This window comes from Desulfobacula sp. (assembly GCF_014237455.1).
Taxonomy (GTDB): domain Bacteria; phylum Desulfobacterota; class Desulfobacteria; order Desulfobacterales; family Desulfobacteraceae; genus Desulfobacula.
Genome location: NZ_JABZFL010000068.1, coordinates 86,077 through 98,728 on the forward strand (window position 1 = coordinate 86,077; position 12,652 = coordinate 98,728).

Here is a 12,652-nt window from a genome sequence, read left to right on the forward strand (position 1 = left end):
GCGAGAGAATGTTTATACTCCTTTGCGGTTTTAAGGTTTGGGTAAACGCATTCAAAAAAGGATGTTTGTATGACATATTCAGTGAAATTTCTGCCTCATAACGTAAGTGTTGAGGTTGATGATAATGAAAGCCTGATCAGGGCGGCCATGGAAGCAGGTATTCACATCAATGCATCCTGCGGTGGTGGCGGTGTCTGCGGGAAATGCAGGGTGTTGATCGAAGAAGGAAACGTTGACGGCGGTGTGTCCGAACATCTTTCCCGGGAAGACCAGGAAAAAGGATATCGGATGGCGTGCCTGTCCGAAGTGACGTGTGATCTTGTGGTAAGGATTCCGGTTGAGTCCGAGATTGATACCAGTCGTTTAAATGTACACGCAGGCAGCCGACATACGGCAAAGGTCATGTACTCAAATATTGACGAACTCCGGCAGGACGGGTTGTTTATCCCGCCCGTAGAAAAGATTTATCTTGAACTGGATTCGGCAACTACCGAAGATAATCAGGCAGATGTGGCAAGAATTATCAATCATCTGCGTCTTAAACATGATGAGCACCGCCTGACCATGGGCCTGGATTTGATTAGAAAAGTGTCCGATATTCTCAGAGAAGGCGACTTCAAGATTACGGTAACCATTGTCAGACCTGTAAGAGAAGATGGCCAGAATGAAATCGTCAATATTGAGCCCTTTGATACCAGTAACAGAAATTTTGCCATTGCAGTGGATATTGGAACGACCACAGTCTATGGGCAAGTTCTTGATCTGCAGACAGGTGAGGTTCTTTCCGAGCACGGAGAATTCAACAGCCAGATCAGTTATGGCGAAGATGTTATCTCAAGGATTATTTTTGCAGAAAAGGATGACGGGCTTGAAGTTCTTCATCAAAAAGTGGTTGAAACCATTAATAAAATTATAGAAAAGATTATTAAAAAAGCAAATATTGGAAGACGTGAGGTGACCACCATTACTCTTGCCGGTAATTCCACCATGACCCAGCTGATGCTAAAAATAAATCCAAGCTATATCCGCCGTGACCCCTATGTGCCGGCATCTATCATGTATCCGCCATTTTATGCTTCCCAGATTGACATAGATCTGGCAGGCCATACCATTGCTTTGGTTTATCCGGGAGTTTCAAGTTATGTTGGCGGTGATATTATTGCAGGCATTATGGCCTCGGGCATGTACAGGACCAGTGAGTTGACACTGTACATGGATATCGGGACCAATGCGGAAATTGCCATTGGCCATAAAGACTGGATGGTCTGTACGGCAGCTTCTGCCGGCCCTGCCTTTGAGGGAGGAGGCGTAAAATTCGGCATGCGGGCAACCAAAGGAGCTATTGAGGATTTTTCCATAAACCCTGAAACCTATGAACCCATGATCCTCACCGTTGGGAATAAAAATGCGAAAGGGATTTGCGGTTCCGGCATGATTACCTTAGCTGCCAAGCTTCTGGAAACCGGTGTCATTGATTCCAGAGGGAAGTTTAACCAGACCCTTGATACACCAAGAATCCGGCAGACAGACGATATCTGGGAATATGTTATTGTATATAAGGGAAATACCCAGATAGACAGGGATATTACCATTACTGAACCGGATCTGGACAACCTGATCCGGGCCAAAGGTGCCATGTACAGTGCGGTATTGACCCTGCTTAAAGAGATCGGATTGAAGGTCAATGATATTGAAAAAATCATTCTTGCCGGTGGGTTTGGCAGTTATGTTGATCTGGAAAGTGCCATCACCATTGGCCTGCTTCCTGAAATTGAACCCGAAAAAGTCACTTATCTGGGCAACGGCTCTCTTTTGGGCTGCAAGATCAATTCTTTAACCAATGCCCTTCGCCGGGATGTGGCAAATGTCGTCAATATGATGACCAATTTTGAACTGGCTTCAACGCCTTCATATATGGATCACTATATGGGTGCATTGTTTTTGCCCCACACGGAACTCAATTATTTCCCGAGAGTTAAAGAGCGTCTGGAAAGGCTGCATAAATGACGTCCAAAAAAGGATTTGTTCGCACCATTTTGGTTGAAACCCCGAGTTTAACCGATAATACGGCAGATGCCCAGAGGCTGGAAAAATGCCTTATAGATGAGCTGGGTACGGACAACATCAGGATTTCATTGCAAGTGCTCAAAAATCTGCCCTCAAATTTAAGATCCTGGGGGTTTAAGGCAAGAGCAGTCCTGTTTAAAGATCGGCAGTCCTGGATACTGGTGGATTTGCTGAATCCAATATCAAACAAACCTGTTCTTGGAACAGCCATTGATATCGGCACCACAAGAATTACAATGTTGCTTATTGATCTTGAATCCGGACAGGAAATAGGCGAGACAGGGTTTGATAACCCCCAGACAGTTATCGGACCTGATGTCCTGGCAAGAATTCATTATTCCAGGCAGAATACCGGACTTGATGAATTAACTCATCTTGTTATTGATGCTGTAAACTTAAATATTTCAGCCCTGTGTAAAGAGTACGGATATCAAAAAGAGGATATCTATCTTGTTGCCGGCGCCGGCAATACTGCCATGACCCATCTGTTTTTAGGGATAGAATCCTTTGATCTTATAAAGGAACCTTATATCCCCTGTGTAAATATCCCGGATACACAGCCTGCTGGAAACTTGGGCCTTGATATCAATGAAAACGGTGTGGGATTTCTTTTTCCCAATATCGGGTCCTATTTTGGTGGCGATCTGATTTCCGGCATTCTTTTTTCAGACCTTGATCAAAAAGAACACCCCTGCATCATGGTGGATGTGGGCACCAATGCGGAGATTGTCGTGGGGAACAAAGACTGGCTTATTGGCTGTGCCGGCGCTGCCGGGCCCGCTTTGGAAGGTGGGGTCAGTAAAATGGGCATGACAGCAAAACCGGGCGTGATTGATCAAGTATGGATTGACCCTGATACCTGGGATCTTGCGATTCATACCATAGGCGATAAAAGACCGGTTGGTATCTGTGGGTCCGGGATGATTGATCTGGCCGCAAGCCTCTTTTTATCCCAACGGATCGATATCAGGGGGAAATTTTTTAAACCGGCCTGCGGGGATCACCTGTTTGAAAAAGACGGGATCACCTATTTTATCCTTGTGGATGAAAAATATTCCGGTACAGGAGAACCCATCTGCCTGAGCCAGGTAGATTTAAATTCCTTAACCAGTTCAAAGGCCGCCATGTATACCATCCTGGAAGTGATTGTAAAAAATACTGCGGGGCTTGAATTCGAAGACCTGCATAAATTTTATGTGGCAGGAACCTTTGGATCATTTATTAATCCCGTGTCTGCCATATCCATTGGAATGCTTCCTGATCTTCATCTGGAAATATTTGAAGTCCTGGGAAACAGTTCTCTTGGCGGAGCAAAAGTGCTGCTGAAAAACCCGGATGCCTTTGAAAGGATCATGAAGATTCGGCAATCCATTACCTATATTGAACTCAACGTCAACCAGGAATTTATGAACATGTTTTCCGGGGCAAAATTTTACCCTCATACTGATAAGTCCAGATTCCCTTCGCTGCAAAATATGATTTAAAAAGGCTATACCTGTATATATAAGTTGTCTGCTTTATGGTAAAATAGGGGATAAATAACAAATTGTCATTCATCATAAAGGAAATAAACCCGTATGAAAAAAATAGTCGAGTGTGTCCCGAATTTCAGTGAAGGCCGGAACAAAAAAACCATAGAAGCCATAGCCGATGCCATTCGGCAGACCAAAGGCTGCCGCCTTCTGGATGTCGATCCGGGAAAATCCACCAATAGAACTGTCTATACTTTTGTGGGCTCCCCTGAGGCGGTGATAGAGGGCGCATTAAATTCCGCCAGAGTGGCAAGACAAAAAATTGACATGAGAACCCATCAGGGGGAACATCACCGCATGGGCGCCATGGATGTCTGTCCCTTTATTCCCGTTGCCAATGTCACCATGGAAGACTGTGTCAAAATTTCCAAAGAATTTGGCAGGAGAGCTGCCGATGAGCTGGGTATTCCCATTTATCTGTATGAAGAATCCGCCACCCGTAAATATCGCAAAAAACTGCCTCAGATCAGGGAAGGGCAGTACGAAGGCATAAAAGACAGGATTATTACCAAAGAGTGGAAACCGGATTTCGGACCCGCCGAATTTATTCCCGAGTGGGGGGCAACCGTAACAGGGGCACGGTTTTTTCTGATTGCCTATAACGTCAATCTTTTGTCCACACCCAACCAGGCCCATAGAATTGCCCTGAACCTTCGGGAGGCCGGCCGCAGCCCGGATGAACCGGGTCGGCTTGCACAAGTCAAAGGCATGGGATGGTATGTGGAAGACTACAATCTGGCCCAGGTCACGGTCAATTTGAACAATTATCAGGTCACCCCTCCCCATATGCTGTTTGAAGAAGTCCAGAAAGAGGCAAAAAAGCTGAATGTCGCTGTTACCGGGTCTGAAATTGTGGGGGTGATACCGCTGGAGGCCCTGCTCATGGCGGCGGATTATTATATTAACAAAGAGAATCTTTTTGTTCTGGATGAAGATCAGAAAGTCAGACTTGCCATTGAACGGCTGGGCCTGAACTCTGTTGCCCCGTTTAATCCAAAAGAGAAAATTATCGAGTATATTATTGCCCAGGAAAAGACCGAACCCCTGGCAGGCCTGACGGTAAGACAATTTATTGAAGAAGTGGCTTCAAGGAGTTCAGCCCCGGGCGGTGGATCTGCTTCTGCCGCTATTGCCGCTATGGGTGCCGGGCTTGGCTCCATGGTGGCAAAATTGACCCTGGGGGTTCGTAAATTTGAAGACCTTGATGCAAAAATGCGCAAGATTGTTCCGCCGCTTCACCATGCGGCTAACGCCCTGATCCCCATGATTGATGCGGATACCGATGCGTTTAATGACTATGTGGCGGCCCTGCGTCTTCCTGAAAACACAAAAGAAGAAAAAGAACTCAAGCTTGAAAAATTGCAGCAGGGGTTACAAAAGGCCATTGATATTCCCTTAACCACAATGAAGCTTGCCGATGCTGCCTGGGATGCCATGGTCGAGGTTGCAAAATACGGTAATATCGCATCAAAATCCGATGTTGAAGTGGGCGCAAAAGCCATGGAAATCGGAATTTGGGGAGCGTATAAAAATGTCATGATCAACATGGTAGACATTACAGACGATACTTTTAAAAATACGACCATGAAACTGGCAGAAGAAATAAAAATAAGGGCGGAAAATCAGTGCAAAAAAGTCCTTGAAATCCTGGAAAAGCGGGAGAAATAGTTTTGAGACAACATGGAGGATAAAATGGGGGATATAATTCAGGAAAAAATTGACAGGGTTTTGGATCGTATTCAAGATCCTCAGACCGGTATGACAATGTCACAATTGGGGTTAGTGGAAAAAATCCGCTATGTGGAAAAGTCTCAAAAACTTATCGTATTTTTCAATCGTCTGGGTCACAGCAAGGCCTGTTGTGCAGCGTTGAACATGGTCTTGCTGGCTGATTTTGAAACTGCGATTAAATCGGGTTTAAAGGCGGAGTTTCCCCAATTTTCAATAGCGCTTGCAGATTTTTCACATACTTAAATCCATCGATAGTATTGAAATAACCCGATGAACCGCGGATATTCATATTAAAAGTTCGAAAGGAGAAAAATGTCAGACATTAAAACTGAAAAATTAGCAGTATTAATAGATGCTGATAATGCGCAGCCGGCTATTGTTGAGGGACTATTGACAGAAATTGCAAAATATGGGACGGCGAATGTAAAGCGGATTTACGGCGATTGGACAGCGCCGGATCTGAAAGGATGGAAAGAAGTTTTGTTACAGTATTCCATTCAGCCCATTCAGCAATTTGGATATACCAAAGGGAAAAACGCCACTGACAGCGCCATGATAATTGATGCAATGGATTTACTTTATACGGATAAATTTGATGGATTTTGCATTGTATCCAGTGATAGTGATTTTACAAAACTCGCCGCAAGAATAAGAGAAGCCGGCCTTTTTGTTTGTGGTTTCGGGGAGAAAAAAACGCCTGAACCCTTTGTTTCAGCATGCGATAAATTTATCTTCACCGAAGTCCTCCGATCAAAAGATGACGATGCAGTTAAAATTAATCGCAAAACAACGCCTGAATTAAAGCAGGATACAAAGCTGGTTAATTTATTGAGAAACGCGGTTGAAAATTCTTCTGATGATAGTGGCTGGGCACACTTGGCATCTGTTGGCAGTAATATTGCTAAGCAGGCATCAGAGTTTGATCCACGGAATTATGGGTACAAAAAATTAGGCGGACTCATCGTCGCAACAAAATTATTTCAGATTGAGGAAAGAGAAGTCGGCAATGGGCCTTCAAAGGCATTATACTTAAAAGATATAAGAAAAAGATAAATCTCTGAGTCCTATGCCCGTTTCGGGTACTTTTTCTAAGGGGTTGGGGGGTGCCTGGATAAATGTTTTTGTTGACACACCCAACTATTTATAATACAGCTATATTAAAGCTATATTGAGGTTAAAATATAATAATGATGTATTTTCAGGAGGAAAAATGAAAGAAGTTGTCATAGCTGCTGCCTGTAGAACGGCAATCGGTAGATTTGGTGGATCTCTTGCACCGTTGAGTGATATTGATTTTGGGCCCATCCCCATAAAAGAAGTTATTAAAAGAGCCGGGTTGACCGGCGATCAGATTGATGAGGTTATTTATGCCTCCGGTTACAGGACAGGGGATCTTCCCATTAACTCAGCCCGTGTTGTGGCGGTAAAGGCGGGCATCCCTCAGGAAAAACCCCAGTTCACCATCAGCAAAGCCTGTGCCGGAAGTATTAAGGCTGTTACGCTTGCAGCCCAGGTGATTAAATCCGGTGATGCAGATATTATTGTTGCCGGTGGTATGGAGAGTATGAGCAATGCCACATTCATGCTGAAAAAAGCCAGATGGGGTTATCGTCTGGGACATGGACAGCTTATGGATCAATTGATTCTTTTTGATCCCTTAAGCGGAAACACCATGGGAGAGACAGCTGAAAATGTTGCTGAAAAATACAATGTGTCCAGAGAAGATCAGGATGTATTCGGGCTTCGAAGCCAGCAGCTGGCTGAAAAAGCCATAACAGAAGGAAAATTTAAAGAACAGATTGTTCCTGTTGAAATTCCCCAGAGAAAGGGTGATCCCAAAATATTTGATACAGACGAGCATCCAAGATTTGGCACCACTATAGAAGGCCTTCAGAAATTAAAACCCCCATTCAGAAAGGGGGGGTCTGTTACAGCGGGAAGTTCATCCGGTATGAATGACGGTGCATCAGCACTGGTTGTCATGTCAAAAGACAAAGCAGATGAGCTGGGGCTGGCGCCCATGGCGTCCATCGTTGCCTATGCCTCTGCCGGTGTTGATCCGGCTTACATGGGAATCGGCCCGATTCCGGCCACAAGGATGGCCCTTGAAAAAGCAGGGCTGACCATAGATGATATTGATTTGATTGAGCTGAATGAAGCGTTTGCATCCCAGGCCCTGGCATGTATGCGTGAATTGAATATGGATATTGATAAGGTGAATGTAAATGGTGGTGCCATTGCATTGGGACATCCTGTATCAGCATCCGGCGGTGCCATCTTAACAAAACTTTTGTATGAAATGGAAGCAAGAGATTTAAGATATGGACTGGCAACGCTTTGCATCGGCGGTGGCCAGGGTATGGCCCTGATTGTAGAACGAAAAAAATAGTACGATACGAATTGAAAACTGTACACAGACTCAAGTTTGTGTGCAGTTTTTTTTATGGTGTCAAAAAAGCGTCTCCCTTTGATATGATCTCATTTTGATCTTTTGGACTTGCCGGGTTGTTCAAAAGCTCACATGTCCTGTCCCTTAAAATTTTTTCAGCTGTCGGCTTTCCTTGATTATTCCATTTATCAAGATTTAAAAACGGCCAGATATTGCTTGAAAATTGAGAATCTCGAAACCGATTTGTTGTAAGGTCGGACATAAGGAAATTGCCTCCCGGCCCGATTTTTTCAATATCAGGGAATCCGATTTCCTCTTCTTCCAAAGAAAATCCCGATGCAAATTTTCTGGACTGGCAGATTACATCATCTGCATAGACCACAAGTTCCGGAGAGAAAACAAGAGAATCAAAATTACCGCCCACAAAAGGGACCATCCCCGCAGATCCGAGACAGGAAGAAAAATGATTCATACACAGAGTTGTCCCGGCCAGGAGATCTGCTCCCCATCCGTTTCCGGATCCGGATGTGCCGCAGTGGGGGATGTCGTAGGAGACTATCATTTCAGCACATGCCAGGTTCAGCAATATGGTATGTGGAGAATAAAAACTTCCGGGATTTTTCATGTCAAACGCCGCAGGAAGGCTTCCTAAAATAACAGGAGCACCTTCTTTTACAAGCTGGCTGAATACCAGTCCTGCCAGCAGTTCAGCCGTGAGCAGGGCCAGTGTTCCGGCCGGTGTGATGGGACAGGTAGCCCCGGACATGCCATAGTTGGAAAAAATAAGGGGCAGTCCCCGTTTAATGGAAGCATCCATTTTCAGGGTGGTTTCAGCATTTAAAACCAAAGGGGTAATGGGGTTTACATAGGGAATCAGAAATGGGGCATCGGAAAGATCTCCGATAAGATGCTGGCACAGATCCAGAGCCGGGTTGAACAATTCAAAGTTGGAAACCAGCAGGACTATCGGTTTCGTTGTATTGGCCAGCATTTCCAGAACACCGAAAAGTTCAGCAGTTTCCGGTGGCAGGTCCTGAATAACACCCGGTGTGGAAATAAAATCATATCCGTCAAGGGTATTCCCAAGCCCTGCAGCGGCAGACATATGCTGTCTGTGAAACGGTTTGATCTCTTTGTTAAAGGGGTCCTGATAATGGAGGTTGGTCACTCCGATACCGAATACGGGTGCACGGGTTCCGTCCCCTGTCAGTTCAAAACAAGGATTTCCAAGCCGGTTGCAGATAGTGATTGTGGAAGGAGAAACATCAATTGCCCATTGGATAAGTTCGCCGGGTATCCGGACCCGGTGATCCTTATGAGATTTTCCGATTGCCTTTTCAAACAAGTTTCTGGCCTTGTTTTCTTCAACAATGATACCGGTGTTTTCAAGAATGGAGACAGCATCGCAATGCACTTTTTTTTTCTGTTCCGCTGTCAAAACCTGTAGTTTGGGGGTTACTTTTGTCATGGAGTTTATTTTTTCCGCATTTATTGTAGAATATGAGTCAAAAATTGTCGGGTCCGCTGATGTTTGGGATGGCTGAAAATTTGTTCCGGAGTTCCTTCTTCAAGCCAGACTCCTTGCTCCATAATCAGAACCCGATCGGCCACATCACGGGCAAAATGCATTTCATGGGTCACGGCAATGATGGTCATGCCTTCCTTTGCCAGCCGCTCCATAACGTCTACCACCTCCCCGATCAGTTCCGGATCAAGGGCGGAAGTGGGCTCGTCAAATAACATGACTGCAGGCTTCATGGCAAGACTCCTGGCAATGGCCACCCGCTGTTGCTGCCCACCGGACAGGCGGGAGGGATGTTCATCCCGTTTCTCAGTTAATCCCACCCAGTCGAGGAGTTCCTCTGCATAGGGAATGGCCTCATTTTTTTGTTGTTTCAGAACCGTTACAGGCCCTTCAATAATATTTTCAAGTACTGTCATATGGGGAAACAGGTTAAAGGATTGAAAACACATGCCTGTTTTTTTTCGAATATCAAGAATTTGGGCGTCCCGCTGTTTGCTGTTTTCCCCGGCATGAATGATGGTCCCGTCTACTTCAATACTTCCTGCCGTGGGTTCTTCCAGAAGATTTATACAGCGCAGAAGTGTACTTTTCCCAGATCCGGAGGGACCTAAAATAACAATTGTTTCCCCTGAATTTACCTCAAGATCAATACCGCAGAGTACATGAAGCTTTTTGTTGAATACTTTGTGAACATTGGTAATTTTTATCATAGGATTTGAATTTTCCATCATGATGTCCCCCTGTCACCCCGTGCCATGTGCGTTTCAATTTTTTCCTGAACTAATTGAAGAATAAAGCACATGACCCAGTAAATCATCGCCACCATGATTAGCATCTCCAGGGATTGAAAATGCCGCCGCCCGATTTTTATAGCCCGAAAGCTCAACTCCCATACTCCCATAAGAGATACCAGAGAAGAGTCTTTGATCATGGCGATAAACTCATTTGATACCGGTGGAATGATCACCCGGACTGCCTGGGGAAATATGATCCTGCGCATGGCCTGACTATTGGTCATGCCAAGTGCTTTGGCCGCCTCTATCTGGCCGATTTTTATGGACTGGATACCGGCACGGACGGTTTCCGTCATATAGGCACCATAACAAACCCCTAAGGCCAGAATTCCGGCAGGGATTGCTGGCAGTGTGAATAATGCCTGAACACCAGTGATTCCCAGATCCTCAAGGGATTTTCCAATCTGGGGAAGGGCGATATACCACATGTACACCTGAACCAGCAGCGGAGTGCCCCTTACAAGAGAAACATAGGATGTGGCAATACTGTTCAGAACAGGATTTAAGGACAGTCGGCCCAGGGCACCCGCCACTGACAGAAAACATGCCAGGGATATCGCCAGAAAGGAGACCAGAAGTGTGTATCCGATACCGGTAAGAATAAATGGCACCCATTTGATCATAAACTTAAAATCAAGTCCTATGATGATAAGGGTGGCTACCATAAGCGTAATCAATACAGCAAATGCAATGATCAGATTGCGTCTGTACCTTGTTTTTTTTACTTCAATTCCATGAAGGGTTGCTTCGGCTTCTGGAGGTATTCTGGAAAGTATTATCGGTGTTTGTTGATCTGTTGTCGTGTTTTCCATCAACTGCTCCTAAATGAAAAGAAGCAGCCTTTGGTTGATACAGAATCCAGGACTGCTTCTTAATTTTTCTGTTATAACTTGGGAATCAGATTTGTGTGATAGAATTTTTCCGACAGTTTGACCAGAGTACCATCATCATACATGGACTTTAAAATTTTATTGAGTTTGTCGACAAGGGTCTGGCTGTTGGGCCGGCTTTTATCCAGAGCAAAACTAAGGGGTTCATAATAGGTCGGGTCACCCAGCATTTTTACGGGACAGCCTTTGCCGCATCCGGAGCGGATGGCTTCAGCAAGAGTCTGCCTGGATGTAAAGATGGCATCCAGTCTCGCCCCGTCACCCAGTGACAAGTCTTCAATATGGTTTGCATCAGTTGGATAGGTTTTGATTTTGCCGGGCTTCCAGTCCTGGTAAACAATTTTCACATCTTCAATTTCCAGATTTTTCTGAAGATATCTTTCATTGGTGGTTTCAGTGGCAACCCCTATTGTTTTGCCGGTCAGATCAGCCAGAGTTTTTATAGTTGTGTTGGCTTTATGGATGGCAAACTGGGCCGGGGAGCTGTAATAAGGCAGGGTGAACAAAAGGGCGTTTTTCCTTTCTGCCGTGGGAGTCATGGATCCAATGGAGACATCCCATCGTTTTCCCCATTTCCCTGCTGTAATGAGATCCCAGTCCGGTGTAATGAATTTTACCTTGACGCCCAGTCTTTTGGCGACTTCCTTTGCCACACTGATATCAAATCCTTCCAGCTCTCCTTTATCATTGAGAAAGCTTTGGGGTGCATAATTAGCATCAGTGGACACTTTGATGGTGTTTGCTCCAAGAATTTCCTCAAGTACGCTTTTCCCAGCTATGCCGGTTCCGGTAAAGGCAAATAGCAATCCTGTGACCAAAACCCCGATCCAAAATCTTTTTTTCATGGCAATTCTCCTGTTCAGATTAAAATTAATTTGAATTGTCCCGGAAAAATTTCCGGGAGTTTATTGACAAACATTAATTGTTGAATAATTTTGTTTGGCCAAAACCGTATATAGAACAGTTGCATATGTCAAGTTTTTTAAATCTTGTGTCCTTTCGGCGTTTCCTGGTAATTCATCACGGCTCGTTCAGCAGAGATCAGAGCGCCTTCGAGATAACCACCGTGCTGGTCCGCAGTTTCCGTTCCGGCAAAATGGATGGTACCATCCCAAATGGAGGTTTGACCTGCCGGGGGGTGATAAAGGGGGTGTTCGACCATCGGCGGCTGGTCGAACTGGGTGGCGGTAAATCGTTCGCGAGCCCAATCCTTATAGTAGAAGGTCGTCGGCTGCGCTGCCGGTTTACCGTAAATGACTGCAAGTTGGGAAAGAATTGCCTCTGTGAGGAGTTGTTGATGGTTGCGTTGCACTGCCGGAATGTTGACAAATCCGGTCAGTCCGTAGGGTCCCTGGTTGTTGTTGGAGCCGTCATGAATCTCGCCCATCGGACCTTGCTGGCTGAAAGCCTGGCCTGAGAGGCCTGCTTGCCGCCAGTAAGGTTTTTCGTAAAGGGCACAAAATTTTGCCTGACCAGCCATCCACGTACCAATTCTCAGCATTGCCTGGGTCAAATTATGAGACAGGTCAGGGGTAAAGAGAATAGTGGCGGCGGCAAGGCGCGGCGGCAGAGCAAGGATTATTTTTTTGGTATAGAACCGACTCCAGGGCTCTCCAAGGTGGGTAATAACATGTATGGAGCGACTGATGCTTCAGGAACTGCGATTGTTGGTACCGTTGGTTCTGGTGTTGGTAAGATTTTCACCAATTCGCTTGAAATGTCAA

The 12,652-nt window shown here is 45.3% G+C and carries 12 protein-coding genes; 7 read left to right on the plus strand and 5 right to left on the minus strand.

What is annotated here, in order from left to right:
• The first annotated feature begins 69 nt into the window (after positions 1–69).
• From HGJ91_RS10200 to HGJ91_RS10225, 6 genes are all read left to right on the plus strand, one after another.
• A complete protein-coding gene (locus HGJ91_RS10200) occupies positions 70–2,007 on the plus strand; it encodes an ASKHA domain-containing protein (protein ID WP_291347641.1) in 1,938 nt (645 codons plus the stop codon).
• Entirely contained in the window at positions 2,004–3,551 is a 1,548-nt protein-coding gene (locus tag HGJ91_RS10205; RefSeq protein ID WP_291347642.1) for an ASKHA domain-containing protein, read from the plus strand. Before HGJ91_RS10200 ends, HGJ91_RS10205 begins: the two co-directional genes overlap by 4 nt.
• A 93-nt stretch (positions 3,552–3,644) precedes the next feature.
• Positions 3,645–5,267, plus strand: a complete 1,623-nt coding sequence (gene ftcD, locus HGJ91_RS10210; protein ID WP_291347643.1) for a glutamate formimidoyltransferase — start codon at positions 3,645–3,647, stop codon at positions 5,265–5,267.
• 24 nt (positions 5,268–5,291) lie between these two features.
• Positions 5,292–5,573 carry a hypothetical protein gene (locus HGJ91_RS10215; protein ID WP_291347644.1) on the plus strand — a complete coding sequence of 94 codons (282 nt, stop codon included), beginning with the start codon at positions 5,292–5,294 and terminating at the stop codon, positions 5,571–5,573.
• A gap of 69 nt (positions 5,574–5,642) precedes the next feature.
• Positions 5,643–6,383, plus strand: a complete 741-nt coding sequence (locus tag HGJ91_RS10220; RefSeq protein WP_291347645.1) for an NYN domain-containing protein — start codon at positions 5,643–5,645, stop codon at positions 6,381–6,383.
• Between the two features lie 157 nt (positions 6,384–6,540).
• Complete coding sequence (locus HGJ91_RS10225) at positions 6,541–7,719, plus strand: acetyl-CoA C-acetyltransferase (RefSeq protein WP_291347646.1); 1,179 nt, start codon at positions 6,541–6,543, stop codon at positions 7,717–7,719.
• A 52-nt stretch (positions 7,720–7,771) separates the two neighbouring features.
• Here the strand turns inward: HGJ91_RS10225 and HGJ91_RS10230 are convergent, their stop codons facing one another.
• The 5 genes from HGJ91_RS10230 to HGJ91_RS10250 form a co-directional block, all read right to left on the minus strand.
• Positions 7,772–9,187 carry a trimethylamine methyltransferase family protein gene (locus HGJ91_RS10230; RefSeq protein ID WP_291347647.1) on the minus strand — a complete coding sequence of 472 codons (1,416 nt, stop codon included), beginning with the start codon at positions 9,185–9,187 and terminating at the stop codon, positions 7,772–7,774.
• A 20-nt stretch (positions 9,188–9,207) separates the two neighbouring features.
• Complete coding sequence (locus HGJ91_RS10235; RefSeq protein ID WP_291347654.1) at positions 9,208–9,972, minus strand: amino acid ABC transporter ATP-binding protein; 765 nt, start codon at positions 9,970–9,972, stop codon at positions 9,208–9,210.
• Positions 9,972–10,850 carry an amino acid ABC transporter permease gene (locus HGJ91_RS10240; RefSeq protein ID WP_291347649.1) on the minus strand — a complete coding sequence of 293 codons (879 nt, stop codon included), beginning with the start codon at positions 10,848–10,850 and terminating at the stop codon, positions 9,972–9,974. The genes HGJ91_RS10235 and HGJ91_RS10240 overlap by 1 nt, the downstream gene beginning before the upstream one ends.
• A 71-nt stretch (positions 10,851–10,921) precedes the next feature.
• On the minus strand, positions 10,922–11,773 hold the full coding sequence (locus HGJ91_RS10245) for a transporter substrate-binding domain-containing protein (RefSeq protein ID WP_291347650.1): 852 nt from the start codon (positions 11,771–11,773) through the stop codon (positions 10,922–10,924).
• Between the two features lie 137 nt (positions 11,774–11,910).
• Positions 11,911–12,510, minus strand: coding sequence for a flavin monoamine oxidase family protein (locus HGJ91_RS10250; protein ID WP_367142596.1), 600 nt, complete (start codon positions 12,508–12,510; stop codon positions 11,911–11,913).
• On the opposite strand from HGJ91_RS10250, the gene HGJ91_RS10255 reads away from it, so the two are divergent.
• On the plus strand, positions 12,445–12,652 hold a 208-nt coding region (locus HGJ91_RS10255; RefSeq protein ID WP_291347651.1), incomplete at its 3' end, for a hypothetical protein. The genes HGJ91_RS10250 and HGJ91_RS10255 overlap by 66 nt on opposite strands.

Coding starts and splice junctions, on each gene's coding strand:
- HGJ91_RS10220 (WP_291347645.1), top strand. CDS start 5,643: ATGTCAGACATTAAAACTGAAAAATTAGCAGTATTAATAGATGCTGAT.
- HGJ91_RS10205 (WP_291347642.1), top strand. CDS start 2,004: ATGACGTCCAAAAAAGGATTTGTTCGCACCATTTTGGTTGAAACCCCG.
- ftcD (WP_291347643.1), top strand. CDS start 3,645: ATGAAAAAAATAGTCGAGTGTGTCCCGAATTTCAGTGAAGGCCGGAAC.
- HGJ91_RS10230 (WP_291347647.1), bottom strand. CDS start 9,187: ATGACAAAAGTAACCCCCAAACTACAGGTTTTGACAGCGGAACAGAAA.
- HGJ91_RS10225 (WP_291347646.1), top strand. CDS start 6,541: ATGAAAGAAGTTGTCATAGCTGCTGCCTGTAGAACGGCAATCGGTAGA.
- HGJ91_RS10240 (WP_291347649.1), bottom strand. CDS start 10,850: ATGGAAAACACGACAACAGATCAACAAACACCGATAATACTTTCCAGA.
- HGJ91_RS10245 (WP_291347650.1), bottom strand. CDS start 11,773: ATGAAAAAAAGATTTTGGATCGGGGTTTTGGTCACAGGATTGCTATTT.
- HGJ91_RS10235 (WP_291347654.1), bottom strand. CDS start 9,972: ATGGAAAATTCAAATCCTATGATAAAAATTACCAATGTTCACAAAGTA.
- HGJ91_RS10215 (WP_291347644.1), top strand. CDS start 5,292: ATGGGGGATATAATTCAGGAAAAAATTGACAGGGTTTTGGATCGTATT.
- HGJ91_RS10200 (WP_291347641.1), top strand. CDS start 70: ATGACATATTCAGTGAAATTTCTGCCTCATAACGTAAGTGTTGAGGTT.